General features: G+C 71.4%; 24 protein-coding genes and 1 riboswitch. Of the genes, 9 read left to right on the plus strand and 15 right to left on the minus strand.

Annotated elements, in window-relative coordinates; translation table 11 throughout:
• Positions 1–10: 10 nt before the first annotated feature.
• Positions 11–901 carry a DUF4429 domain-containing protein gene (locus CRP56_RS26320; protein ID WP_097267944.1) on the minus strand — a complete coding sequence of 297 codons (891 nt, stop codon included), beginning with the start codon at positions 899–901 and terminating at the stop codon, positions 11–13.
• A 187-nt stretch (positions 902–1,088) separates the two neighbouring features.
• Here CRP56_RS26320 and CRP56_RS26325 point away from each other — a divergent pair, with 187 nt between their 5' ends.
• From CRP56_RS26325 to CRP56_RS26335, 3 genes are all read left to right on the plus strand, one after another.
• Positions 1,089–2,366: a hypothetical protein gene (locus tag CRP56_RS26325; RefSeq protein WP_097267946.1), complete on the plus strand. Its 1,278-nt coding sequence runs from the start codon at positions 1,089–1,091 to the stop codon at positions 2,364–2,366.
• Positions 2,367–2,477: 111 nt separating this feature from the next.
• Positions 2,478–2,942, plus strand: a complete 465-nt coding sequence (locus CRP56_RS26330; protein WP_097267949.1) for a hypothetical protein — start codon at positions 2,478–2,480, stop codon at positions 2,940–2,942.
• A 138-nt stretch (positions 2,943–3,080) separates the two neighbouring features.
• Positions 3,081–3,623, plus strand: coding sequence for a DoxX family protein (locus tag CRP56_RS26335; RefSeq protein WP_097267951.1), 543 nt, complete (start codon positions 3,081–3,083; stop codon positions 3,621–3,623).
• Positions 3,624–3,644: 21 nt separating this feature from the next.
• On the opposite strand, the gene CRP56_RS26340 is transcribed toward CRP56_RS26335, so the two are convergent.
• The 3 genes from CRP56_RS26340 to CRP56_RS26350 are packed head-to-tail and all read right to left on the minus strand — an operon-like array spanning position 3,645 to position 5,656.
• A complete protein-coding gene (locus CRP56_RS26340) occupies positions 3,645–3,899 on the minus strand; it encodes a PASTA domain-containing protein (protein WP_097267953.1) in 255 nt (84 codons plus the stop codon).
• Positions 3,900–3,945: 46 nt separating this feature from the next.
• Positions 3,946–4,194, minus strand: coding sequence for a hypothetical protein (locus CRP56_RS26345; RefSeq protein WP_097267955.1), 249 nt, complete (start codon positions 4,192–4,194; stop codon positions 3,946–3,948).
• A complete protein-coding gene (locus tag CRP56_RS26350) occupies positions 4,181–5,656 on the minus strand; it encodes a PspC domain-containing protein (protein WP_097267957.1) in 1,476 nt (491 codons plus the stop codon). The genes CRP56_RS26345 and CRP56_RS26350 overlap by 14 nt, the downstream gene beginning before the upstream one ends.
• Positions 5,657–5,846: 190 nt before the next feature.
• On the opposite strand from CRP56_RS26350, the gene CRP56_RS26355 reads away from it, so the two are divergent.
• Together CRP56_RS26355 and CRP56_RS26360 are read left to right on the plus strand one after the other, a co-directional pair.
• Positions 5,847–7,142 (plus strand): ATP-binding protein, encoded by a 1,296-nt coding sequence (locus CRP56_RS26355; RefSeq protein WP_097274484.1) that lies wholly within the window; start codon positions 5,847–5,849, stop codon positions 7,140–7,142.
• Complete coding sequence (locus CRP56_RS26360) at positions 7,139–7,840, plus strand: LuxR C-terminal-related transcriptional regulator (RefSeq protein WP_059192828.1); 702 nt, start codon at positions 7,139–7,141, stop codon at positions 7,838–7,840. Before CRP56_RS26355 ends, CRP56_RS26360 begins: the two co-directional genes overlap by 4 nt.
• A gap of 1 nt (position 7,841) precedes the next feature.
• On the opposite strand, the gene CRP56_RS26365 is transcribed toward CRP56_RS26360, so the two are convergent.
• The 4 genes from CRP56_RS26365 to CRP56_RS26380 form a co-directional block, all read right to left on the minus strand.
• The gene (locus CRP56_RS26365; RefSeq protein WP_218878061.1) at positions 7,842–8,258 is read right to left on the minus strand and encodes a PIN domain-containing protein; all 417 of its coding nucleotides are present in this window, start codon (positions 8,256–8,258) and stop codon (positions 7,842–7,844) included.
• A complete protein-coding gene (locus tag CRP56_RS26370; protein WP_097274486.1) occupies positions 8,258–8,482 on the minus strand; it encodes a type II toxin-antitoxin system VapB family antitoxin in 225 nt (74 codons plus the stop codon). Before CRP56_RS26370 ends, CRP56_RS26365 begins: the two co-directional genes overlap by 1 nt.
• A 349-nt stretch (positions 8,483–8,831) precedes the next feature.
• The gene (locus tag CRP56_RS26375; RefSeq protein WP_143664942.1) at positions 8,832–9,287 is read right to left on the minus strand and encodes a spore-associated protein A; all 456 of its coding nucleotides are present in this window, start codon (positions 9,285–9,287) and stop codon (positions 8,832–8,834) included.
• 110 nt (positions 9,288–9,397) lie between these two features.
• Complete coding sequence (locus tag CRP56_RS26380) at positions 9,398–10,456, minus strand: C40 family peptidase (RefSeq protein ID WP_097267964.1); 1,059 nt, start codon at positions 10,454–10,456, stop codon at positions 9,398–9,400.
• Between the two features lie 505 nt (positions 10,457–10,961).
• Between CRP56_RS26380 and CRP56_RS26385 the strand changes: the two genes are divergently transcribed.
• Positions 10,962–11,315, plus strand: a complete 354-nt coding sequence (locus tag CRP56_RS26385; RefSeq protein WP_079311939.1) for a hypothetical protein — start codon at positions 10,962–10,964, stop codon at positions 11,313–11,315.
• Here CRP56_RS26385 and CRP56_RS26390 read toward each other — a convergent pair.
• Positions 11,293–12,297 (minus strand): tellurite resistance/C4-dicarboxylate transporter family protein, encoded by a 1,005-nt coding sequence (locus tag CRP56_RS26390; RefSeq protein ID WP_097267966.1) that lies wholly within the window; start codon positions 12,295–12,297, stop codon positions 11,293–11,295. The two genes, CRP56_RS26385 and CRP56_RS26390, sit on opposite strands and share 23 nt — an antisense overlap.
• A 91-nt stretch (positions 12,298–12,388) precedes the next feature.
• Entirely contained in the window at positions 12,389–13,525 is a 1,137-nt protein-coding gene (locus CRP56_RS26395; protein ID WP_097267968.1) for a C40 family peptidase, read from the minus strand.
• Positions 13,526–13,533: 8 nt separating this feature from the next.
• A riboswitch (cyclic di-AMP (ydaO/yuaA leader) is annotated at positions 13,534–13,690 on the minus strand.
• A 254-nt stretch (positions 13,691–13,944) separates the two neighbouring features.
• Between CRP56_RS26395 and pcrA the strand changes: the two genes are divergently transcribed.
• Entirely contained in the window at positions 13,945–16,428 is a 2,484-nt protein-coding gene (gene pcrA, locus CRP56_RS26400) for a DNA helicase PcrA (RefSeq protein WP_097267970.1), read from the plus strand.
• 99 nt (positions 16,429–16,527) lie between these two features.
• Here the strand turns inward: pcrA and CRP56_RS26405 are convergent, their stop codons facing one another.
• Both CRP56_RS26405 and CRP56_RS26410 read right to left on the minus strand, forming a co-directional pair.
• Entirely contained in the window at positions 16,528–17,976 is a 1,449-nt protein-coding gene (locus tag CRP56_RS26405; RefSeq protein ID WP_257041984.1) for a M23 family metallopeptidase, read from the minus strand.
• 270 nt (positions 17,977–18,246) lie between these two features.
• Positions 18,247–19,113 carry an esterase/lipase family protein gene (locus CRP56_RS26410; protein WP_097267974.1) on the minus strand — a complete coding sequence of 289 codons (867 nt, stop codon included), beginning with the start codon at positions 19,111–19,113 and terminating at the stop codon, positions 18,247–18,249.
• A gap of 506 nt (positions 19,114–19,619) precedes the next feature.
• Between CRP56_RS26410 and CRP56_RS26415 the strand changes: the two genes are divergently transcribed.
• Positions 19,620–20,036, plus strand: a complete 417-nt coding sequence (locus CRP56_RS26415) for a cobalamin B12-binding domain-containing protein (protein ID WP_097267976.1) — start codon at positions 19,620–19,622, stop codon at positions 20,034–20,036.
• Between the two features lie 8 nt (positions 20,037–20,044).
• On the opposite strand, the gene CRP56_RS26420 is transcribed toward CRP56_RS26415, so the two are convergent.
• The 3 genes from CRP56_RS26420 to CRP56_RS26430 are packed head-to-tail and all read right to left on the minus strand — an operon-like array spanning position 20,045 to position 23,366.
• Positions 20,045–21,739, minus strand: coding sequence for a DUF5691 domain-containing protein (locus CRP56_RS26420; protein WP_257041063.1), 1,695 nt, complete (start codon positions 21,737–21,739; stop codon positions 20,045–20,047).
• On the minus strand, positions 21,736–22,023 hold the full coding sequence (locus CRP56_RS26425) for a hypothetical protein (RefSeq protein ID WP_097267980.1): 288 nt from the start codon (positions 22,021–22,023) through the stop codon (positions 21,736–21,738). The genes CRP56_RS26420 and CRP56_RS26425 overlap by 4 nt, the downstream gene beginning before the upstream one ends.
• Positions 22,017–23,366, minus strand: coding sequence for an SWIM zinc finger family protein (locus tag CRP56_RS26430; protein ID WP_097267982.1), 1,350 nt, complete (start codon positions 23,364–23,366; stop codon positions 22,017–22,019). Before CRP56_RS26430 ends, CRP56_RS26425 begins: the two co-directional genes overlap by 7 nt.
• Positions 23,367–23,521: 155 nt before the next feature.
• Here CRP56_RS26430 and CRP56_RS26435 point away from each other — a divergent pair, with 155 nt between their 5' ends.
• Positions 23,522–24,652: an ATP-binding protein gene (locus tag CRP56_RS26435; RefSeq protein ID WP_097267984.1), complete on the plus strand. Its 1,131-nt coding sequence runs from the start codon at positions 23,522–23,524 to the stop codon at positions 24,650–24,652.
• Positions 24,653–24,769: the final 117 nt, after the last annotated feature.

The following is a 24,769-nucleotide window of genomic DNA, read 5'->3' on the forward strand; positions in this document are numbered from 1 at the left end:
ACCTTTTGAGCTAGAAGCCTCTGAGGATCACTGCCTTGGTCATCGCGAACTCCTCGTCCGTCAGCACCCCTTCGCGATGCAGCTCGCCCAACTCCCGCAGTCTGCGCAGAAGTACGTCGTGATGGTCGGCCTGGGACGGCACCGCCGCCGCCGGGAGCTGCGGGAAGCGGTCGGCGCGGTCGTCGGCCGTGCGGGTGGAGGGGTGCGGGAGGCGGGCGGTGACCGCGGTCGCCACCAGCGCCGTGAGCAGGTCGCGACGGGCGCTGCCCCACAGGTCCAGTGCGTACGGGTCCTTCTCGGGCGGGAGCTTGGAGAACGCCGTGTCGCGGGTCACGAACCGCAGGAAGCCGTCCTCGTAACCGGAGTTGGGCAGCCATTCCACGCCCACCAGGTCGGAGAGCGCGATGATCCGCGGGCCGGTCGCCCGCTTCACCCGGTCCGAGGTGTCGGCCCAGTCGATGCGGACCTGGAGGCCGTCGAAGGAGACGCTGCCGTCGGAGGAGCGCACGGAGACCGGGACCGGCGGCCCCGACAGCAGATACGTCTTCGTCGGGTCCTTGGGGATCTGTTCGAGCAGCAGCGCATGCCGGATCTCCTCCGCCACGTACTCCGCGACCCCGGCCCGGTCGACGTCCACCGCGAGGCGGTACGGGTCCGCCGCGTCCGGCAGCCGGCCCCCGGTCGCCTGCAACAGCGGATCGGCGCCCTCGCGCAGCCGCATCCGCAGCCGCCCCCGCTTGCGCTCGGGCTCGAAGACGACACCCGAGACGGCCTCCAGAGGCACGGCGATCTCCCCGTACGTCTGCCGGAACAGCGGCACCGAACGGTGGAGTCCCGGCGTGATCCTGACCGTCGTGCCGTCGAAGGCCCAGGTCCCGTCGCGCTGGATGATCTCGGCCATACAGAAATTCTCGCAGCCAGGTCAACACGGCGACCCCGGCTTCACCCGCCCTGACCAGACCTGCCGGACGAGCTCGCCGTGGCGTAGGGCACAATTCGCTGTCATCGCACGGGAGTTGCGGGGCGGCCGCCGAGACATCGGCAGCGGCCGCGCGGCGTGGAGATCGCGGGGAAGGCGGGCGTCGGGCGTGGCGGTGCAGGAGGCGAGACAGAGCGCGGATGCGGGCGCGCACGGAGGCGGCTGCACCTGCGGGGACTGTCCGCACGGGGCGCGGGAGGGGCATCGGCGGGCGGTCGCCGCGTTCCTCCTGAAGCGGGACGAGTTCGCCGCCGGGCAGGGCCTGCCGGCCGCCGTGGCCCACTCGGCCTCGGCCTCCCGGCAGTGGGTGTCGGAGGAGCTGACCCAGTCCGCGGAACTGGTCGCCGAACGCGGCCGCGCCGAGGGCGAGGCGTGGCTGGCCCGGCTGTGGAGCCGTACCGCCTGCACGGTGTGGGCGGGCGTGATCGTCCTCCTGCTCGTCCAGGCGCTCACGGCGATCGGCGCGGGCTGGACCGCCGCCCGCACCGCCGGGCTGCTGGCCGCCGTGCTGACCGCCGGTGCCCTGACCGCGGCCTCCTGGTTCCATCGCGCCCGGGGCGGCGCGCTGGCCCCCGTGATCGGCGAGGACAACCGCCTCTCCACCTCCCGCGCGGTCGCCGTGGCCTGGGTGCTGTTCGTGGCCTACGCCGTCCTGGTGCTCGTCGGCCGACTCGCCGCCGCGTCGGACCCGGCGGAGCGCGACGCCCTCATCTCCGGCCTCGAACTCGCCCGCGGCGCCGGTGTGGTGACCGTCCTCGCCGTGGTCTGCGGGATCGCCGTGCTGGTGCGGCGCGTGGTCGGGCTGCGGGTGTTCGGGCAACGGCTGCAGAAGGTACGCGCCGACCGCCCCAGGGCCGCCGACCTGCTCACCGACGACGCCGGGCGCGGCACCTTCGCCGACATCCAGTACGTCGTCATCGGCGCGGTCGCCCTGCTGTTCGCCGCGGTACGGCTGGCCCGCCGCCCCGACCAACTCCCCGATCTCCCCTGGGGGTTGGCGGTCGTGGTCCTCATCTCGGCCGCGACCTACCTGGCCGGCAAGTACGCCGAGGGCGGCCGTCCCGTCATCCTCTCCGTCGTCCGCGCCCGCGAGGCCGGCGACCTCGACGGCCCGATCCGTACCGGCGACGACATCGAGATCCGCGGCGCCGGGTTCGTACCGCCGGGCGCCCAGGGCGCGGAGCGGCTGTCCCGCATGACGGTCCGCGTGGGCACCGTCCATGTCCATGTCCCGCTCGTCCCGGTGACCGGCGGCTTCAGCAACCCCACGGACGCCGTCCTCACCGTCCCCGTCCCGGCGGACGTGGAACCGGGCCGGGTCGAGGTCCAGGTCATCACCGCGGCGGGCGTGGAGACGAACCGCTACGCGATCGATGTGACGGACTGAGCGATGACGATCGGCGGGGAGACCTGGGCTGTGGCGACCGGCGGGGAGGCCGCAGCTGTGAGCACTGGCGGGAAAGCCCGAGCCGTGACGCCCCATGGAGAGGTCTGAGTCATGAGTGACGACGTGTTGTCCGTCATCCCGGTCGACCCGTACTGGCAGCCGGAACGCCCCGACGCCGAGCGTGCCGTCGCTCTGGTCACCGCCCTGACCGGAGGTCTGGGCGTGGACACGGACGTGGAGGTCGACGTCGACTGGTACGACGCCCCGACCGTCGTCGACAGCGCGCAGAACCTGGAGCGGATCGGGTGCCCGAGCTGCCGGGCGGCGATCGACCGCGCCTGGTGGGAGGACCTGGTGGAGGCCCACGAGGACGGTTTCCCCACCCTCGACGTGGCCGTCCCCTGCTGCGGGGCCGCCACCACCCTGGACCGCCTCGACTACGACGGTCCCTGCGGCTTCGCCCGCTTCGAGATCGCCGTGTGGAACCCGGAGACCGACGGGCTGAGCGAGGAGCAACTCGCCTCCGTCGCCCAGGCCCTGGGCCACCCGGTACGGCAGATCCTGGCGCACCTCTGACCGGCGCCACGACCGGCCTCGGGCAAGGCGCCCCCAGAGGGCGGAAACCCGTCGTCCAGGCATTGAGCGGTACCTCCCTTTCGTGCGTATCGTCTTTTGAGGGGTCACGGCACGCTGGGTGAGAGGCGGCTAGGAGCGATGACTCACGGTTTTCGTACGGACACGCACACCCCCTACTTCGACGGCGGCGGCGGCGGTCGCAGCTGGCGCGACACCGCCACCCACTACGCGCTGCTCCCGCTCCGCGTCTTCCTGGGCGTCACCTTCATCTATGCCGGACTGGACAAGCTCACCGACAGCGCCTTCATGAAGGACTCGGGCGTGGGCTCGATCGGCGACCAGATGCGCAACGTCAAGCAGTCGTCGGCGATCCCGGCCATGGTCGACATGGCCCTCAACAACCCCGTCGGCTTCGGCTACGCCATCGCCTTCGGTGAACTGGCCGTAGGTCTCGGCACCCTCTTCGGCCTCCTGGCCCGCCTCGCCGCCCTGGGCGGAGCCCTGATCTCCCTCAGCCTCTGGCTGACGGTGAGCTGGGCCGCGGAGCCCTACTACTACGGCAACGACCTCGCCTACCTGATGGCCTGGCTGCCGCTGGTGCTGGCCGGGGCGCCCTATCTCTCCCTGGACGCGCTGATCAGAAACCGCCGCCGACAACCGAGCGGAGCCTCGGCCTGGTGACGCGGGCGCTGCTGCCCGCCGTCAGCCGGCCTCGTCTGATCCCCGCGGGTCGGCGGGCGGCGGATCCAGTGTCGTCCAGATCCTGACGGCCGCGGCACGCTCCGCCATGGTGCCGGGTGGCGGCTCCTGATGAGCGATGACCATGCTCCGTGGCAGTTGCTGGTCCATGTTGTAGTAGCCCAGGAACAGCCCGAGATCACGGCAGACAGTCCTGGCTTCCTGCCCCGTCATCCCCACCAGGTCGGGGACCTCGATACTCGCCGGCCAGTCACCCATGCCCACACCGTACGGCTGACCCGTGCGGTGGCGGGGAGGATTGGGCCTACCCGGGTATCTCCGGCGACGGCTCCTCCGGTGTCCCCGTGCCGCCGGCCGTTCTGCGGCGGCGTCGGACCGAGCGGGTCAGCAGTCCCACCGCGCCCGCCAGGCACAGGCCTGCCGTGACCACGGGGATGATCGCGAACCACGGGGTTTCCCAGGCGCCGCCCGCGTCCCCGGCGTAGATGACGCCTGCCAGGGTCAGGAAGACGCCGGCGATCAGTTTGCCTGGGCGGAACTCATGACGCAGCACGGCTCACCTCCGCCTGTCCGACGCCGACCTGGAGGTCGAGGTCGAGGGTGCCGGAGGGCTTGACGCCCTTGGCCGGGGTCAAGGTGGCCTCCTTGTTCCTGCCCGGTTCCACGTCCACGTCCTCCGGGTCGTCGCCGGGCAGCTGGATGTCGCCCACGCCCACGTCGATGTGGACCTTCACGGTCGCGTCCTTCGGCACGATCACCTTCAGCTTGCCGACCCCGACCTCGGCCCCGGTCGTCACCGTCCGCGCCTTGGTGAGGTCCAGCTTGCTCAGATCGAGCGTGCCGACGCCGGTGCCGAGGTCGTACTTCGGCTTGACGTCCGCCACCGCGGCGGGCCGCCAGTTCTCCCGGACCCAGTCCGTGCCGATGTCCTCGGGCACGGCGGCCGCCCCCGCGAGCAGTCCCGCCGTGAGCACCGCCAGGAAGATCGACCCCGCCCCCGTGCGCCCGAGGAACGAGCTGACGGCGATACCGACGCCCAGGACGATCAGCGCGCAGGCCAGACCGGTCTGGAGGCTGGTGCCGAGCGGGTGCTCGTCCCACGTCAGCCCGGTGCCGAGGCCGGCCGCGAGCAGGGCGAGCAGGAAGATCCAGCCGCCGATCCAGCGCGGGCCGCGCTGCCTGGAGGGCTGCGGGCGGGCGGCGCGTATGTCGGCACCGGCGTGGCCGTAGCCACGGGCCAGGCTGAAGTCGATGGCGTCCGCGATGTCGCGGGTGCGGGAGTCGCCGGGGCCCCACAGATAGCCGGTGCCGCCCTCGTGGGTGCCGTCCTTGACGATGGGCTCGCGCCACCAGGAGGGGTACGTGGCGCTGACCGGCGGGGCCTGGGCCTCCGGCGGGGCGTCGGCGGCTGCCTGGGCGGCCAGCGGGTCGGTGTCGGGGGTGCCGCGCTGCCGCGACCAGTACCCGGCGCCCGCGAGGAGCAGGGAGACGACGACGGCGAAGGCCAGCACCGTCCCGTTGTTCAACATCGTCAGGAACACACCGCAGCCGACCAGCGCGAACAGCACGGCCGCCAGGGCCTGGCCGTCGACACGGCCGGTCAGCAGCTTGCGGACCTCGTTCTCCTCGTCGTCCTCGTACGGCACGAAGAGCCACGCGAAGCCGTAGAAGATGAGGCCGATGCCGCCCGTCGCGGAGAGCACGGCGAGGGTGATCCGGAAGATCACCGGGTCCATGTCGTACTGCCGACCGAGGCCGGCGCACACGCCCGCGAGCATCTTGTGCTGCCGGTCGCGGCGGAACTTCGACGGCGGCACGGCCGTTGCGTCATCAGCGGCGAGACCCATGTCGTCGGTCCCGCCCGGTGGCCCGGCCGTGCCCGGCCGCTCCTCTTCCTTCCGCGCACCCGCCCGCTCGTGCGCGCGCGGTTCCTCACCGGCGGCGGTCGCGGAGGGCGCGGCGGACGAGGCGCCCTCGTCGGGCGCCGGGTCCGCGGCGTGCTGGTGATCTGTCATGTGTCCATGGTGACGGGCGAGCTGCCGCGACGGGAGTCGGAACGACCCTGGCCGGACCCTGATATCGCCCCTGACCCGACGCCGGGGAGACGGGCGAGGGCCGTGCCGTTTCTGCGTGTCTCGAAGATCAGGGGAGTCTAGGGGGCGGACCCTGATGCTCCGGCGGTCGCGCCGTGTGAACATCGATGGCATGCCGGAAGCAGCCGCAGCAGCGCCACTCGTCGAACCGCGGCCGCCGCGCAAGCTCTACCGCAGCAGTGACGGACGCTGGCTGGGGGGTGTGGCGCGGGGGCTCGCCGGGCATCTCGGGCTGCCCGTGATCTGGGTGCGGCTCGTGTTCGCCGGCCTGTTCATGGCGGACGGCCTCGGTGCCCTGCTGTATGCCGCGTTCTGGTTCTTCGTGCCGCTCGGCGTCGGAGGTGTCAGCGGCCAGAAGCCTCCGTCCTTCGTCACCGCCGAGACGTCTCCCGACGGCCGCCGCCGCCTCGTCGCCCGTAGACCGGACAAGGGCCAGATCGTCGCCCTGCTCCTCATGGTCGTGGTGGCCATGGTCTTCGTGGGCAACGTCAACCTGGGCTCGGGTGCGAAGGCCTACCTCTGGCCCGCCGTGCTCGTCGGCGCCGGTGTGGCCCTGGTCTGGCGCCAGGCCGACAACGCCCGCCGGGCTCGCTGGGCCGAGGTCGGCCGCCGCAGGCGGACCCTCAGCCTGCTGCGCGCCGCGGGCGGCGTCCTGCTCGTCACGGCCGGGGTGTCCGGCATCTTCGTCATGCAGGGCTCGGCCGCCCATCTCGGCTCCGTCCTCCAGGCGGCCCTCGCGGTCCTGGTCGGCATCACCCTCCTCGCCGGCCCCTACCTCGTTCGCATGACCCAGGACCTCTCCGAGGAGCGGCTGATGCGCATCCGTGCCCAGGAGCGCGCCGAGGTCGCCGCCCATGTCCACGACTCCGTGCTGCACACCCTGACCCTGATCCAGCGCAACGCGGAGAACGCCGGCGAGGTGCGCCGCCTCGCCCGCGCCCAGGAGCGCGACCTGCGCACCTGGCTCTACAAACCCGAGGGCACGGGCAAGGACGAGGCCGACGAGCCCGACACCCTCGCCGAAGCGGTCCGGCGCAACGCGGCCGAGGTCGAGGACAAGCACGGCGTCCCCCTGGAGGTCGTCATCGTCGGCGACTGCCCCCTCGACGAACGGATCGGCGCACAGATGCAGGCCGCGCGCGAGGCGATGGTGAACGCGGCCAAGTACGGTGGCGAGGGCGGCGCGGTGCAGGTCTACGCCGAGGTCGAGGGAAAGACCGTCTTCGTGTCGGTCCGGGACCGCGGCCCCGGCTTCGACCCCGACTCGATACCCGCCGACCGCATGGGTGTCAGAGAATCGATCATCGGCCGCATGGAGCGGCACGGCGGCACGGCCCGCCTGCGCGCGGTGCCGGGTGGCGGCACGGAGGTCGAGCTGGAGATGGAGAGGGCGGAGAAGACGTCATGAGTGACCCGACCGAGGCGAACGACACAGCGACGGGCGAGCGCCGGGTGCGAGTGGTCCTCGTCGACGACCACCGTATGTTCCGTACGGGCGTCCAGGCCGAGATCGGCCAGACCGAGCAGACCGGCGTGGAGGTCGTCGGTGAGGCCGCGGACGTCGACCAGGCGGTCACGGTCATCACCGCCACCCGCCCCGAGGTCGTCCTCCTCGACGTCCACCTCCCCGGCGGCGGCGGAGTCGAAGTCCTGCGCCGCTGCGCCCCGTTGATGGCGGACGCGGAGCAGCCGGTGCGGTTCCTGGCCCTGTCGGTGTCGGACGCCGCGGAGGACGTGATCGGCGTGATCCGAGGCGGCGCGAGGGGCTACGTCACCAAGACCATCACCGGCACGGACCTGGTCGACTCCATCTTCCGCGTCCAGGACGGCGACGCGGTGTTCTCCCCGAGGCTGGCCGGCTTCGTCCTGGACGCCTTCGCCTCGACGGACGCGCCCCCGGTGGACGAGGACCTGGACCGCCTCACCCAGCGCGAGCGCGAGGTCCTGCGGCTGATCGCGCGCGGCTACGCGTACAAGGAGATCGCCAAGCAGCTGTTCATCTCCGTGAAGACGGTGGAGTCGCATGTGTCGGCGGTCCTGCGGAAGTTGCAGCTGTCGAACCGGCATGAGCTGACGCGGTGGGCTACGGCGCGGCGGCTGGTGTGAGTCAGTTGCGGGGGCCGTCGTGCACGTTGTGCTGGCTCAACTCCACGGCGAACCGCGCTGCCGTGACGAAGTCGGCATCATCGTGGAGAACGACCAGCCCGTGATGTGCGGCTGTCGCGCAGAGTTGGAGGTCGACGGCTGAGAGGGACCTGTGCGCCCCGTGCTCCGCCGCGCGCAGTTGGAAGGCCCCGATCCAGTTGCTGACCGTCTTCGGGACGGCGACCTCGTCGTAGAGGTCGGTGAACATACCGCGGAAAGTCTGGTACTCCTTGAGATCGCGCGCCGACCGGAGGAATTCAGCTCGCTGCGGGTAGCAGGACAGGACGTCGCCATCCATGACCACCGGACGCCAGGCTTCGTGCAGGTCACGATCGCGGAGCAGGCGCCACAACGCCGATGAGTCGAGTAGGTAGCGCATCACGGGCGCACGGCATCCTTGTCCGCGCGGTGCGCTTTCTCGGCACCCTCGATGTCCCAGTCCTGAGCCATGTCGAAGTACTTGTCGTAGGCGGCGGCCCTGGCGAGGCGATTGTTGTATGCCTCCAGCGCTGCCGCCACGGCGGCGGTCTTGGTCCGGTGGCCGCCCAGGCGTTTCGCGGTCTCCAGAGCCTCGTCGTCGATGTCGATGTGAGTGAGGGACATACAGGCCTCCGGGATGTACATGGATGCCTACTGAAGTAGGTCATTATTGTACATCGGAGCGCTCCTGGAGCCGTTGGTGAACCAGCCGATGCCGTGGACCTTCTCGACTCGTCGCGCAGGCGCTTGATGCCCGTGGCCGAAGGAGCGGCGGGGTCGGTCAGTGCGTCGACGTGCCCCATCGGCCAGGAGGCACCGTCCTCGACCAGGAAGATCACGTCGACGACAGATAGACCCTCACCCTGCGTACCTCGATCCTCACGCAGTGAGGGCAAGGTGCAGGCGGGCGAGCGGCGGAGAGGCCCGGTTGGTCATCCCAGCCGGGCTCGGGTGCCCCGTTCCGCGGCGGTGCTTATCCGCAGTGGACCCCGTCACGGCTCACCAGGGCCGTACCCCACGAGCCGAGAATCTCGCCGAATATCGAAATGCAGTGGCCATCGGCATACAGGGAGACCGGGCCGGCGTAGTACTCGTAGAGCCCCTCGTCCCACACCTTCTTTTCGGAGTAGCAGTTCGAGCCTGAAGTCCCCGCCTTGCAGCGGTCGAGGGTCGCGTTCGTCAGGGTCGGCGTTCCGTAGGCGCCGGCGCTGTTCTTGACCGTCGCGATGCAGTTGTATCCGTTGGAGGAGTTGTAGTAGAGGTAAACGTTGCCTCTTGTCGTCCCGCCATTGTCCTTCACCGGATATGTGCTGATCAGCGACCCGGAGCAGCCGTACCCGGCGGCGCTCGCCGTCGGCGCGGTGACCAGGGTGGCCCCCACGGTCGCCAGCGCCACGGCAAAGCCGGAAACAACGGTTCGTTTACGCATGCGTCCTCCGTCGAATGAACTTCAGGACTTTTCTTTCTCTTTTGCCTCCAGTGAATCTTAGGTGCGCGGTCGGCCCATACAAATATCGGGGGCTGGCGCATTTGCGCCAGTCACACCACCCGCGTCGCCCCCGCGAACGGCATCTCATCGATAGGCGCGATCCGCACCGGCGCCGTCGGATTAGGCGCGTGGATCATCTGGCCGTTGCCGATGTAGATGCCTACGTGGGAGATGGCGGAGTAGAAGAAGACGAGGTCGCCCGGCTGGAGTTCGGAGCGGGAGACTCGGTGGCCCGCGTCGATCTGGGCGTACGTGGTGCGGGGGAGGGCGATGCCCGCGGAGCGGTACGCGGCCTGGGTCAGGCCCGAGCAGTCGAAGGCGTCGGGGCCGGTGGCGCCCCAGACGTAGGGGCTGCCGAGTTTGGAGTAGGCGTAGGAGACCGCCGCTGCGGCGCGGGAGTTGGAGGCCGGCACGTTGCCCGCGGTGGTGGGGGTCAGGGGGGCGCGGGCGTCGCCCGTGGACGCGTCCCGGGATGCGCGCTGGACATCCGACGTCCGATCCTCCGGCGGGAGTTGGGACAGCAGGCGGCGCGCCGCGTCCAGCTTTGCCGTGATCGTCTTCTTGTGGCGCTTCAGTTCCGCCTGGCGGGACTTGAGCGACGCTAGCTCGATGTGGGCCGCGCCTCGGAGTTGTTCGATCTCGCGCAGTTGTCTGCGGACGCTCGCCACCGATGCCGCCTGGCGCGTGCCGGCGCGGTCCACGAACTCCGCGCTGTCGAGGTAGTGGTCGGGGTCGGAGGACAGCGCCAGTTGGACGGACGGGTCCAGGCCGCCCTCCCGGTACTGCGCCGCCGCCATCGAACCCAGCGCGTCCCGCGCCGAGTTGAGCTTGTCCGTCTTGCGTGCCGCCTCGTCGCGCAGCGTCTTCAGCCGTTCCTCGGCCGCGTCCGCCTTCTCCTTCGCGCCGTTGTACTTCTCGGTGGCGGCCTCCGCCTCCTGGTACAGCTTGTCCACCTTCGCCTTCACCTGAGCCGGTGTCAGGTTCGGCTCGGCGTGCCCGGTCCCGTCGAATGCCGTCGCGGTCGCCGCGCCCGCCAGGGCGATCGTCGCCGCTGTACGGGCCGTGTTGCCGCCTACCGAGCGCTGCCTGGGCTTGCGGTGCGCTGCCACCTGGACTGCACGTCCTTTCGTACCGTACGAGCTACCGCCTGGTCCGGAGGACCGGAGGGCCGCCCCGGGCCGTCACCGGCCGTGCCGACGCCAGGGGGAGCGTCGTACGGCCGCCCGGGGCGGTGACGCGTCCGGCGGCGGCCCGCACAGGGGGAGCGGGCCGCCGCCGGACCTTCTCGGCGGTGGTGATCGACTGCCGCCCCTGGCCCGGGCGGCGGTGGGGAGCCGGTCACCTGGTGGAGGACGCTAAACCTGTGTGTGTCGTGGGGGTAACGGGTTGCGCGGAACTGGTCTGACGGGACCGGTGCGTGTCCGCATGTGAGCGTGATCCCTGCGCTGCGCATTTCGCTTCACGTGGAGTGCTGACCGAACTGCGGATTCCGGAGCAGGCGGGGGTGGTGGGGTGCTATGGCGCATATATGCACCATCCCGTGGGGACAGCAGGGAGAGGGGAGGCGGGGGCGGTGTGCTGGGGTGGGGCGTGGCCTGATTAGGCTCCGGGGCCATGGACGTACTCATCCATCTCTTCGTCGGCCTGCACATCATCGGCATCGCCTCGCTGCTCGGCGGCTTCCTCACGCAGATGAAGGCGATGGGGCAGGGCACCGCCCGCTTCGTCCCCGCGATGCTGCACGGCGCGCTGACCATGCTGGTCACCGGCGCGATCCTGGTCGGCCTCAACCAGGCGGACGACCAGCACGTCAACAACGTCAAGATCGGCGTGAAGCTGGCGCTGCTGGTCGTGATCCTCGGGCTCGTCTACGTCAAGAGGGACGACGAGAAGGTGGAGAAGGGACTGTTCGGGCTGGTCGGCGCGCTGACCGTGGCCAACATCTTCATCGCGGTGCTGTGGACGTGAGGGGAGATTCCTCGGCTTTGATCCCGGCTCGGGCCGACGCCACGGCACCTACCGCCACCGCCAGCCACGCCGCCACCGCGATCCACAGCAGCACCTGACCCGGCGTCTTCAGCCAGGACACGTCGAGCGCGGTGGCGACGGCCAGGGTCGCCGCCGACGTCATCCCCATCGGGAACACCGTCGCCCAGCGGCGGACGTCGTAGTGCGGACGCGGCCACCCGAACTCGGCGACCAGCAGGACGACGTACCAGGACAGGTCGAGGATCAGCAGAGCTACGGTGACCGCGCGAAGGACGCCTCGGTCGTCGGCGTTCCACAGGTACAGGCTCGCGCTGTCGGCCGCGATCAGCTTCGACCCCGCCAGCGCCGAGATGGCCATCGCCCCGCCGGCCACCCACTGGTCCCCGGCGCCCGTCGCCACCTGGCGCAGATCGAAGTGGGCCAGGGCGAGGCCGTAGAAGACCAGGCCCAGCCAGAACAGCACCAGCGCCGCGTGCGCGAGCCACGCCGTCGAGATCGCGCCCGCGAGCGTCGCGCCGAGCACGGCCAGGCCCTGCGTCGCCACGCAGATCAGGAACACCGCGCCCGGCATCCGCCGCTTCCAGTGCCCCATGACCAGCACGACCAGCACCGGCCACAGCACCGTCGCCAGCGCCAGCAGCGCCTCGGCGAGCCGCTGCCAGCCCAGGGCGGAGAAGCGGGTGCCGAGCACCGTGGTCGCCGCGATCGCCGTGAGCGCGCCCGGCGTCTCGGCCTCCGCCACCCAGCGCGACCGCTCCCGCAGTAGTCGTACGGCGAAGTCGGCGGCCAGCACCACCCAGGCCACGCACGCCAGCACCAGGGCGATGCGGGACATCACCTCGTACCCCGTCAGGTGCAGGGCGACCGACAGGATGCCGGTCGCCATCACCGCGGAACCGGCGGCGGGCGGGCGCTGCGCCCACCAGGTGCGGAGGGGGGAGGTATGGGGCGTCTCGGGCATGAAAGTGATGCTAAGGAGCGCGCGGGGGGTTGAGAGCGGGGCACGCGCGCGGGCGTGAAGAAAAGAGCGCGGGGGTGCGGGGGCGCGAAGCCTAGGCCGGGCGCACCACGCTGTGGATCGCCGACTCGCCGTCGTAGTAGATCGACTCCTCGCGGACGTACGCCCCCGGCTTCGGCGCGTGGATCATCATGCCGTTGCCGATGTAGAGGCCGACGTGGGAGACGTCGTCGTAGAAGAAGACCAGGTCACCGGGTTGCGCGTTGGCGAGGGAGACCGTGGTGCCGAAGTTCACCTGGTCGTAGGTGGTGCGGGGGAGGGAGATGCCGGCGGCGTTCCAGGCGGCCTGGGTGAGGCCGGAGCAGTCGTAGGAGCCGGGGCCGGTGGCGCCCCAGACGTACGGCTTGCCGACCTGCGCGCGGGCGAAGGCGAGCGCCTTGTCGGCCTTGGTGGCGTAGGAGGAGTCGGCGGTTTGGGTGGTTTGGGTGGTTTCGGAGGGGGAGGGGCTCGCCTTCTGCTCCGCCGCCTTCTGCTGCTCGGCCAGCTCCGCGGCCTTGCGGGCGGCCTCCTCCCGCTTCTTCTTCTCGATCGCCGCGAGCCGCGCCTTCTCCTCGGCGGTCAGCTGCGACAGCAGCTCGCGCGCGGCGGAGAGCTTGCGCTGGACGGTCGCCTTGGCGGTCTTCAGGTCGGCCTGCGAGTCGGTGAGCGTCTCGAGGCTCTTGGTGGCCTCCTGGCGCTTCTTCATCGTCGCGGACTGCGCGCTGATGTAGTCGTCGACCGCGCCTTTCTGGCGGTCCGTCATGCGGCCCATCAGCTGCGTCTGGTCGAAGTAGTCCTGCGGGGTGTCCGCGAGCAGGAAGGTCGCGGTGTCGGGCGCGGAGGCACCGGTGCGGTACTGGGCCGCGGCGAAGGAACCGAGCTCCTCGCGGGCCTCGTTGAGCTTCTGGGTGCGCTGGGCGACGTCGTCGAGGAGGGTGTCGACCTCCTTGCGCTGCGTGGCGGTCTTCTCCTTGGCCGAGTTGTACTTCTCGGTCGCCGACTCCGCCTGCCGGTAGAGGTCGTCGACCTTCTTCTCGACTTCCTCCAGGCTCGGCTTGTCGTCGGCCGAGGGGGCGGCGGTGGCCGTCTGGGAGAGCAGGGCCACGGAGGTGAGGGCGGCCGTTGCGAGCGCGGGGGTGCGTATGCCTGCTACGCGCGTTCCCGCAGGACGTGGCCTTGCGTGCGACGCCAAGGGAGGCGACTCCTTCCATGTTCCGCCTACCGAGTTAGCTGTCGGGTTCGGGCGGGTGGTTCGGAAGGTGTGCCCTACGGCCGTCCCCCGAGAGGGAGGCGGGCCGATTCACCCCAAGGTCGGTGTGGGTCCCCGGCTCCGGCTGCCATGCGGCGCACCGGACTCGGCGGAGGCCGCGCGGCCCGGCGACGTTCGCCGGTGGGGGTCGTACGGCCTGACCGGCACGGTAGCCAACGGGTGTGGCCCCTGTGAAGGTTGATGTCCGATAGGCCCGATACATTTTCGTGACCTTGGGCGGGCGGGGGAGAAGATCGCGCGGTTTCTCACGGAACGTGACGGAGGGTTCCTGGAGGGTGAGAGGGCCCGAATTCTCGGGGCGGGGGCGGGGTGTCAGTGGGGAGCTCTAGACTCGGAGAGCGATGACAGGCCTCTTTGACGACAGCTTCCTGGCGAACCTCCAGGCCCCCCAGGGCCACGAGGAGGAACCCCCGCCGCCGCCCGAGGACGAGCACGGACCGGAAACCGTTCCGGACGATCTGTTCGGCGGGAAGTTCGACGTGCCGCCGGACCGGGACGCGTACTACCGCGACGGCGCCCCGCGCCCGGCCCTGGACGCGGCCGCGCTGATCGAGGGGCTCAACGAGAACCAGCGGGCCGCCGTCGTGCACTCCGGCACCCCGCTGCTCATCGTGGCCGGCGCCGGCTCCGGCAAGACGCGCGTGCTCACGCACCGCATCGCCTACCTGCTGGCCGAGCGGAACGTCCACCCGGGGCAGATCCTCGCGATCACCTTCACCAACAAGGCCGCGGGCGAGATGAAGGAGCGCGTCGAGCAGCTCGTCGGCCCGCGCGCGAACGCGATGTGGGTGATGACCTTCCACAGCGCGTGCGTGCGCATCCTGCGGAGGGAGTCGAAGAAGCTCGGCTTCACGTCGTCGTTCTCGATCTACGACGCCGCCGACTCCAAGCGCCTCATGGCCCTGGTCTGCCGTGACCTCGACCTCGACCCCAAGCGCTTCCCGCCCAAGTCCTTCAGCGCCAAGATCAGCAACCTCAAGAACGAGCTGATCGACGAGGAGGACTTCGCCGCCCAGGCCACCGACGGCTTCGAGAAGACCCTCGCCCAGGCCTACGCCATGTACCAGTCGCGGCTGCGCGAGGCCAACGCCCTCGACTTCGACGACCTGATCATGACGACGGTCAACCTGCTGCGGGCGTTCCCCGATGTCGCCGAGCACTACCGCCGCCGCTTCCGGCACGTCCTGGTCGACGAGTACCAGGACACCAACCACGCCCAGTACGCCCTGGTCAGGGAACTGGTCGGGACGGGTGCGCACGACGAGGACGTCCCGCCGAACGAGTTCGACGTCCCGCCCGCCGAGCTCTGCGTCGTCGGTGACGCCGACCAGTCGATCTACGCCTTCCGCGGCGCGACGATCCGCAACATCCTCCAGTTCGAGGAGGACTACCCGAGCGCGACGACGATCCTGCTGGAGCAGAACTACCGCTCCACCCAGACGATCCTGTCCGCCGCCAACGCGGTCATCGAGCGCAACGAGTCCCGCCGCCCCAAGAACCTGTGGACCAACGCGGGCGCCGGCGCGCGCATCACCGGCTACGTCGCCGACACCGAGCACGACGAGGCGCAGTTCGTCGCCGACGAGATAGACCGACTCACGGACGCGGGCGAGGCGAAGGCCGGCGATGTCGCCGTCTTCTACCGCACCAACGCCCAGTCCCGAGTCTTCGAGGAGATCTTCATCCGCGTCGGCCTGCCCTACAAGGTCGTCGGCGGCGTCCGCTTCTACGAGCGCAAGGAGGTCCGGGACGTCCTGGCCTACCTGCGCGTCCTCGCCAACCCCGAGGACTCGGTGCCGTTGCGGCGCATCCTCAACGTCCCCAAGCGGGGCATCGGCGAGCGCGCCGAGGCGATGATCGACGCCCTCTCCCAGCGCGAGAAGATCAGCTTCCCGCAGGCCCTCAAGCGCGTCGACGAGGCCTACGGCATGGCCGCGCGGTCGACGAACGCCGTGAAGCGGTTCAACGTGCTGATGGAGGAGCTCCGTACGATCGTCGACTCCGGCGCGGGACCGGCGACGGTCCTGGAGGCGGTGCTCGAACGCACCGGCTATCTCGCCGAGTTGCAGGCCTCCACCGACCCGCAGGACGAGACCCGGATCGAGAACCTCCAGGAACTCGCCGCCGTGGCCCTGGAGTTCGAGCAGGAGACGGCGGAGGGCGAGGAGTCCCCCGGGCTCGCCGCCTTCCTGGAGCGGGTCGCGCTCGTCGCCGACTCCGACCAGATCCCCGACGAGGACGAGGACGGCTCCGGCGTCATCACCCTGATGACGCTCCACACCGCCAAGGGACTCGAGTTCCCGGTCGTCTTCCTCACCGGCATGGAGGACGGCGTCTTCCCGCACATGCGCGCCCTCGGCCAGACCAAGGAGCTGGAGGAGGAGCGGCGGCTCGCGTACGTCGGCATCACGCGCGCGCGGGAACGGCTGTACCTGACCCGCTCCTCGCTGCGCAGCGCCTGGGGGCAGCCGTCGTACAACCCGCCCTCGCGCTTCCTGTCGGAGATCCCGGAGCAGCACGTGGAGTGGAAGCGCATGGGCGCCACCGCGGCCCCGGCGGGCCCGGTCTCGGGTGTCGCGTCCACGCTGTCGTCCTCCCGCTCCCGCTCCTCGGCGCGGGGTGCGTCCGGCTTCGCCACGAGCCGTTCGTCGGAGAAGCCGGTGGTCTCGCTGGCCGTGGGTGACCGCGTCACCCATGACCAGTTCGGGCTGGGCACGGTCATGGCGGTGAAGGGCACGGGGGCGAACGCGGAGGCGACGATCGACTTTGGCGAGGCCAAGCCGAAGCGGTTGCTCTTGCGGTATGCGCCGGTGGAGAAGCTGTAGCGGTACGGGGGCTTTCCGGCTGCGGGCCGGTGGGGGCTGGTCGCGCCCCGCGGCGGAGCCGCTGATCGACTCAGCCCCGCGCCCCTAAAAACCTGATGCTTACGTTGGATCCAAGCCGTGGCTCCTCAGCCACGGCAGTGGGTCGATCGCCGAGCCGCCGGCCGGGCGGACCTCGAAGTGCAGGTGCGGGCCGGTGGAGTTGCCCGAGTTGCCGCTGTACGCGATCGGGTCGCCGGCCTTGACCGTCGTACCGGAGGCGACGCGGTAGCTGGAGAGGTGGCAGTACCACGTCTCCGTGCCGTCCTTCGCGGTCACGATCATCATGTTGCCGTAGGCGCTGTTCCACTGCGTCCGGACCGTGCCGTCCGTCGCGGCCATCACGGTCGTGCCGTACGAGACCGGGAAGTCGATGCCGGTGTGCACGGACATCCAGTTGACGCCGGCCTGGCCGAAGTAGGCGCTGAGGCCGCGCTGGGCGACCGGGAGGGCGAACTTGGGGCGCAGCCGCTCCTTGCGGGCCGCCTCCTCCGCCGCCTTCTTCTTCTCGGCCTCCTGCTGGGCCTTGAGGTCGATGCGCTCCTGCGTCCGGCTGGCCCGGTCGGCGAAGTCGTCGGCGCCCGCGGAGAGGGACTCGAGCTGGGAGTCCAGCTTGTTGTTCGCGGCGGACGGCTTCACGGACTTCGTCGTCGCGTCGGACGCGGTCGTCGAGGTGTCCTTGTCGCTGCTCAGGCTGCCCACAGAGGCGGCGGCGATGCCCGTGACCCCCATGACGCACGCGGAGGGCACCGCGATCTTCATCAGCGCGGAGCGCTTCGCGGGCGGACGGCGGCGGGAGCGGCCCGCGTTGCGGGCGGCCATGCGGGAGCCCGGGGCGGGGGTGGGGTCTTCCTGGTCGTCGAGGAGCGGGGCGGCGTCGCTGTCGTCCTCGGAGAGGGCGGGCAGTTCGCCGGTGGCGCTCAACTCGGTGTCGTGCGCGGCGGGTTCGTCATAGGCGGCCTGCTCGAACAGCGCGGTCGACTGGTGGTCGACGGGCTCCTCGTGGTCCGGCGTGACCCCGTCCGAGTTCCACTGCGTGGCGTCGTAGGCGCCGGTGTCGAAGGCCTGCGTGCCCCACTGCCAGTGCTGGGTCTGGTCGGCCGCGTTCCCGGACTGGTCGGGCTGGAGCCAGGCGTTCGCGTCCCACTGTCCGCTGACGTCGGCCGCGCCGACCTGCGGCGGGATCGCGGAGAGCTGCTGGTACTCGCCGGTCCAGTTCGTCGTGTCGTACGCGCCCGTGTCGTAGGCGGCGTGGTGCTGGGCCGCGTACATGTCGTAGTTCAGGGCCTGGTGACTGTCCGTCGACCAGTGCTGGGCGTCGTACGACCCGGTGTTCTGACCGTTGTCACCGGGGAGACTGCCGAACAGGGGGTCGGTGTCGAAATGCGCGGTGGTGGGGTGCGCGCCCGTGTCGTAGCCGTAGTTCGCGAAGTCGCCGTACTGGGCCTCTTGCGTGCCGTACGACGCATAGTGCGCCGACGAGGCATCGGAAGCCGGAGTCGGGGTGGTCATGGTCCCCGACGTGTACGGGTCGTTCACCAACTTCTCTTTCGCCTCGACAACAGGGGCTGCCAGAGCAGTGCGGTGACTGTACCCGGCGGTACGCGGGCGCGACAATCTTCGGCAGGTTTCGCGCCTGAAGGAAACGGGCATTCGGCCGTGTTTCGGGGGACTGCGGGCGCGAGTTTGGCTTTGTGTTCGAAGATTGTTCGATGTTGAACGGCTGTCAGGTGGCTCGCAGTCGGCTGTCAGGCGCCGGTCTCGCCACCGATGCGCAGCCCGTCACGCCACTGTCAGACCTCCCGTACCGGTCTCGGCCGCCGCTCCCGTCCTCGTCGTGTCGAGAGCCTCGCGTATCCCCGTAGCGACGGCCGGGTGCACCGGGAGGGCGAGATGCCCGATCCCGCTCACCTGGACGTTCTGCGCCATCAGGTCGGGGTGGTCGATACGGGCGGTCTCCAGCGGGTCCATGAGGTGGTCGAGGTCGCTCCAGAAGCTCACGAAATGCGTACGGCAGCCAGGCGCGGGCCGGGCGAGTTCCGTGAGGACCTCCGAGCCGGGGCGCATCTGGCGCACGATCGGGTGGGCGTCGGCCAGCGGGACCACCCGGGTCCCCGAGTGCGGGGTGCCGAGCGTGACCAGCGTGCGGACGCGGAGGTCGCCGCCGAGACGCTGTACGTAGTAGCGCGCGATCAGGCCGCCCAGGCTGTGACCGACGATGTCGACCTGCTTGCTGTCCGTGCGCTCGCAGATCTCCTCTATGTGCCGGCCCAGCAACTCGGCCGCGGTGCGGATGTCGCAGGTCAGCGGTGAGTAGTTGAGGGATTCGAGCTGCCGGTGGCCGTGCTGGAGGAGGCTGCGGCGCAGTAGGACGAAGACCGAGCGGTTGTCGATGAAGCCGTGCAGCAGCACGACCGGCGGCTTCGCCTCCGTCGGCAGCTGCGCGGGGCCGTCCCGGGAAGGGAGCGGGGCGGCCGGCTCGCGGCGTTCCTGGAAGACGCCCGAGGGATAGAGCAGGAGGTGGCCGGCGAGGATCGCGATCTCCAGGGCGGTGGCCTTCAGCAGCGCCACGGACAGTCCCGCCAGTCTGCTCGGGAGCAGGCGCTGACAGAGCGGAAGAAAGGGCTCCACTGCCCGCGTGACCTTCATGGCCGACCTCCTGTCGGCACGCGTGAGGACGTCTCTGTCCCCCGTGTGCCCTCGTGGGAGGCCGGGGCGGAGGCGGCCGGCGGGGCATGCGGAGGGCGCGTGGGGCGAGCTCGGCGGATGGCGCGTACCGCGCCGATGACGAAGGGAGACTCCCTGCCGGTGTGGCGACGAGGCTCCCCGCTGTCGTGCCTTACCTGCCCTACGTGCCCTGCGTGCCTCCGTCGGCACGCCGCACCGCCCCGGCGCGCGGCCCGCGGCGCGGTGGTACGGCGACCTCGTTGCGGCTCCCGTTGCGCTTGCTCCCGCTGCGGTACGAGGGCCGCAGGGGTCTGCGGTCCGTGTGCCGCAAAGACTCGGAACGGTGCGCGGCGAACGTGTCCCACCGTGTGATTTCCCCCTCGGCCCGCGCCGCGAAACTGCCGGTTGCGGGATGCTGGAGATAACGTTCGTTCACTTCCTCGCACCATGGGGTGTGAGGAAGCCGAAGGCGCTTCATGGAGGCAGCGATGGGTGTGGCAGCCGGTCCGATCCGCGTGGTGGTGGCGAAGCCGGGGCTCGACGGCCATGATCGCGGGGCGAAGGTGATCGCGCGGGCGCTGCGCGACGCGGGCATGGAGGTCATCTACACCGGCCTCCACCAGACGCCCGAGCAGATCGTCGACACCGCGATCCAGGAGGACGCCGACGCGATCGGTCTGTCCATCCTCTCCGGCGCCCACAACACGCTCTTCGCCGCGGTGATCGACCTGCTCAAGGACCGCGAGGCCGAGGACATCCTGGTCTTCGGCGGCGGCATCATCCCGGAGGCGGACATCGCACCGCTGAAGGAGAAGGGCGTCGCGGAGATCTTCACGCCGGGGGCGACCACGCAGTCGATCGTGGAGTGGGTCAGGGAGAACGTGCGGGAGGCGGCGGGGGCGTAGGGCATCGGCTACGCCGTCTGCAACTCCTTGTCGTGGGCCAGCTCCTCCAGCATCGTCGCCCGCAACCGCAGCGTCGTGCCCAGCCGTTGGAAGGCCTCCGCCCAGTACCCTCCGGCGCCCGGCGAGGCATCCTCCGACTCGTCCGGCACCGCCAGCAGGCCGTCCAGCCGGCTCGCCTCCGCCGGGTCGAGGCACCGCTCGGCCAGCCCCATCACGCCACTGAAACTCCATGGGTAGCTCCCCGCGTCCCGCGCGATGTTGAGCGCGTCCACCACAGCCCGCCCGAGCGGCCCGGACCACGGCACCGCGCAGCCGCCGAGCAGCTGAAACGCCTCCGACAGGCCGTGCGCCGCGATGAACCCGGCCACCCAGTCGGCCCGTTCGCCCGGCGGCAGCGTCCCGAGCAGCTTCGCGCGCTCGGCCAGCGACACCGCGCCCGGGCCACCGGCCTCCGGCGCCGCGGGCGCCCCCAGCAGCGCCCGCGCCCAGCCGGCGTCCCGCTGCCGCACCGCCGCCCGGCACCACGCCGCGTGCAGCTCGGACCGCCAGTCGTCCGTCACCGGCAACGCCACGATCTCCTCGGGCGTCCGCCCACCGAGCCGCGCCGACCACGTGCCCAGCGGGGCGGCCTCCACCAACTGGCCGAACCACCATGACCGTTCACCCCGTCCCGCCGGAGCCTTGGGTACGACACCGTCCCGCTCCATGCTCGAATCACACTCGTGCGGCGCCTCGACGACGATCGACGGCACCTCGCGCGTACGGTCCACCGCCACACACGCCGCCGCCCTGACCGCCATCCGCGCGGCGAGCGCCGAGCCCGGCAGCGCCGAGAGCAACTCGGCCGCCGTCGCCCGGACATTGCGGCTGCGATCCGACAGCGCCTGCTCAAGGAACGGCTCGTCGGCCGCGCTCAGCCCCGTCCGCAGCGAGTCGAGGAACATCAGCCGGTCCTCGGCCCGCTCCGTCGCCCATGTCGTCGTCAGCAACCCCCGCGCGGCGGCGGGCTCGCGGGTCCGTATCGCGGCGAGCAGGGCGACCCGCTCGGCGAACAGGCCCTCCTGCCACAGCCGCCGCACCCGCTCCCCGTCCTCCGGCAGCGGCAGCGCCGCGTCCCCGCCCGGTGCCGCGCGCAGGGCGAACCGCCAGTCCGGATTGAGCCGGGCCAGCCACACCGCGCGCGGGCCGGCGAACGCCAGCGCCGCCGGCCGCAGATCCGTGCGCCCCCGGGCGGCGTCCAGCAGCGCCGGGAGCAGCTCCGCGGGCGCCGCGAACCCCCGGCCGTTCGCCGCGGCCAGCCACTGGGGCAGCAGTTCCATGAGGTCCGGTGCCGTGCCCCTGCGGCCGCCGCCGCCCGTGCCGGGGCGGTCGGCCAGCAGCATCGCCAGCCTGCGGGCCGCGGCGGCGGGCAGCGCGGGGCGCGGGTCCACGGGCGCCGGGTCGGGGTGCGCCGCCGCCCGCGAGGGGCGCAGCCCGGCCCGTCGCCGTACGGTCTCCGTGGCGGCTGCGTCCAGCAGCGCGACGGGGGCTTCCCGGCCGGACGCCCCCACCGTCGTCGGCCGCCGGTCGGTCCCCAGGAGCGCGGTGGTGACGAGGTCTTCCCAGGTGGGCGGGGGCGTCACGGGTGTGGGCGCCACCGGGGCGGGCGTCGCTGGTTGCGGCGTCGCCGGTGTGGGCATCGCCGGTGTGGGTGTCCCGTTCATACGAGTGCCTCTCGTCGGCGCGCGCGTGCGGTGGCGTGGGCGTGGCTGGGCGCGTACGTGGCGTGGACGTTGTCGTCGTCGTGCGTGGTGCGGACGGTGAACGTGGCGCGGCCGGTGGTGTACGTGGGCGCTCCCAGGTCGGTCGGGTACGTAGGGGTCGGGGTGGGTGGAGTCCGGTACGTCGGGGTCGGGGTCGGGGTTGAGGTCGGCGGAGTCCGGTACGTCGGCGGCGGAGTCGGGGTCGGCAGTGAGGTCGCGTCGGTCGGACGCGGCGGGGTCAGCACAGCCGGACCGGCTCGCCCGCGCCCTCCGGCCAGGCCGTCAGCGGTGTGAAGCCGCGGTGGCCGCACTCGCCGAAGACCTTGAGCGGGGCGCCGCCGGACAGCGCGACCAGGCGCCACAGGCCGGGGCGGGAGCGGGCGGTGGGCGTGAGCGGCAGGGCCGCCTCGCCGTCGGCGTCCGCCAGCTGCCAGCCGTCGGCGTCCGGGGTCGGGACGACCTGGTCCAGGGTCACCGGGACCGAGTCGAGCCATGGGTCGTCGCGGAGCGCCTCGCCGTAGCGGGCGGCGGCCTCGGACGTCGTCATCCCCGGCGGACGTATGGCGGACGGGGCCGGTGGCGCGAACTGCTCGCCCAGGGCCGCGCGCAGCTGTCCGGTGCCCGGGTACGAGGAGAGCTCCGCCTCCAGGGCCAGGCCCACCGGCAGGGCGAGTTCGGGGGCGCGGCCCGCGGCGCCGTAGGAAAGGAGCAGGGCGCTGCGGCCGGAGCCGGTGCCGTACAGCCAGATGCGGCGGGTCGTCAGGCGGGCGTCCGCCGTGTCGTACTGGGCCAGCACCAGCCACTGGTCCCGCACCGGCGGACCGTCCGCGGAGGCGGGCAGGCCGACACGGGAACGGACCGTCGCCGCCAGGCCGTCCGGCAGCTGCTCGCGCCGCAGCCAGCCCTGGTCCAGGAGGTGGAGAAGAGCGCACTCCTCCAGCAGCCGCACCGGCCAGCCGGGACCGGAGGACGGGATCGCCCCCAACTCCCGCACCCGGGCCGCCAGTCCGGCGGCCTGCGCGTCGACCATGCGGGCCGCCGTCTCCTCCCACAGCCCGTACCCCGCCTGCTCCGCGCCGGCCAGTCCGCCGCGCAGCAGGTCCGCGAGGCGCTGCTCCAGCTCCGTCGCCCCCGCGGTGACCCGCTCGGCCCGGCGCTCCGCCCGACGCCGCGCCGCCTCCGGATCACCGGAGCCGGACGGTGCCGCGCCCCCGGCCTTCTTCTCCTCCGCGCGCTGTCTTCTCCCCTCTATCCACTGCTCCGCCCAGTCCGGCGCCTGCCCCGACGGCACCGAACCGTCCTCGCCCGCCCAGAGCAGCAGCAGCCCGAGCGCGTGCTTGCACGGGAACTTCCGGCTCGGACAACTGCACTTGTACGCGGGCCCGGACACGTCCGCGATGTCCACGACCGTCTGATACGGCTTGCTGCCACTGCCCTTGCACAGCCCCCACACCGTCCCCTCGTCGGAACTCCCCGTCTCGGACCACGGCCCCGCCGCCCCGAGTTTGCTTCCCGCTTTGCGTGACGCGGCGTCAGGCGCCAGTGCCAGCACCTGGTCCGCAGTCCAGCGCACCCCCTGCTGAGTCATGTCTTCGACGGTAGATCCCCCCACTGACAATCGGTCCGCTGAGCGCTGCTGTGAGTGAATTTCCGCAGGTCAGAGCGATTGTCAGTGGTGTGGTGCAAGGTGGGTGCCAGATCCGAGAACGGCAGAACCGGCCGAGCCTGGAGGGGGACTTCGCCATGTCTGTGACCGTTGAGCCGATGCCCGTGGAAACAGGGGAGACGACACCTGCCCAGGCGTTGCGACCGCATGCCGAGGACGCCTTCGCCGTCGAACTCGCGGAGCTGGCCGCCCAGGACGACCGTCCGCGCCCGGCCCGCTGGAAGCTGTCGCCGTGGGCGGTGGCGACGTACCTGCTCGGCGGCACCCTGCCCGACGGCACCGTGATCACCCCGAAGTACGTGGGCCCGCGCCGCATCGTCGAGGTCGCCGTCACCACCCTCGCCACCGACCGCGCCCTGCTCCTGCTCGGCGTGCCCGGCACCGCGAAGACCTGGGTCTCCGAGCACCTGGCCGCGGCGGTCAGCGGCGACTCGACGCTGCTCGTGCAGGGCACGGCCGGCACCCCGGAGGAGGCGATCCGCTACGGCTGGAACTACGCGCAACTGCTGGCGAACGGCCCGAGCCGGGACGCGCTGGTGCCCAGCCCCGTCATGCGGGCCATGGCGGAGGGGATGACGGCGCGGGTGGAGGAGCTGACCCGCATTCCCGCCGACGTCCAGGACACGCTCATCACGATCCTGTCCGAGAAGACGCTGCCGATACCCGAGTTGGGACAGGAGGTGCAGGCCGTCCGCGGCTTCAACCTCATCGCCACGGCCAACGACCGCGACCGCGGGGTCAACGACCTCTCCAGCGCCCTGCGCCGCCGCTTCAACACGGTGGTGCTGCCGCTGCCGGAGAGCGTCGAGGCCGAGGTCGACATCGTCTCGCGACGCGTCGACCAGATCGGCCGCTCACTCGACCTGCCCGCCGTGCCGGAGGGGATCGACGAGATCCGCCGCGTGGTGACGGTCTTCCGGGAACTGCGCGACGGGGTCACGGCCGACGGCCGTACGAAGGTCAAGTCGCCCAGCGGCACGCTGTCGACGGCGGAGGCCATCTCCGTCGTCACCAACGGCCTCGCCCTGGCCGCCCACTTCGGCGACGGCGTGCTGCGCGCAGGTGACGTGGCCGCGGGCATCCTCGGCGCCGTCGTCCGCGATCCGGCGGCCGACCGGGTCGTCTGGCAGGAGTACCTGGAAGCGGTCGTGCGCGAGCGAGATGGCTGGACGGACTTCTACCGCGCGTGCCGCGAGGTGAGCGCGTGAGCGGGGAGGACCTGGGGTGGGGGAAGCCTGGCGGGGGCCAGGGAAGCGGTGGGTCGGGCGGCTCGGGTGGTTCGGGTGGCGGCCAGGGATCGGCGGTTCCTGAGGGGAGGGGATGGC

It is taken from the genome of Streptomyces sp. TLI_55 (assembly GCF_900206255.1).
In the GTDB taxonomy this organism is placed as follows: Bacteria; Actinomycetota; Actinomycetes; order Streptomycetales; family Streptomycetaceae; genus Streptomyces; species Streptomyces aquilus.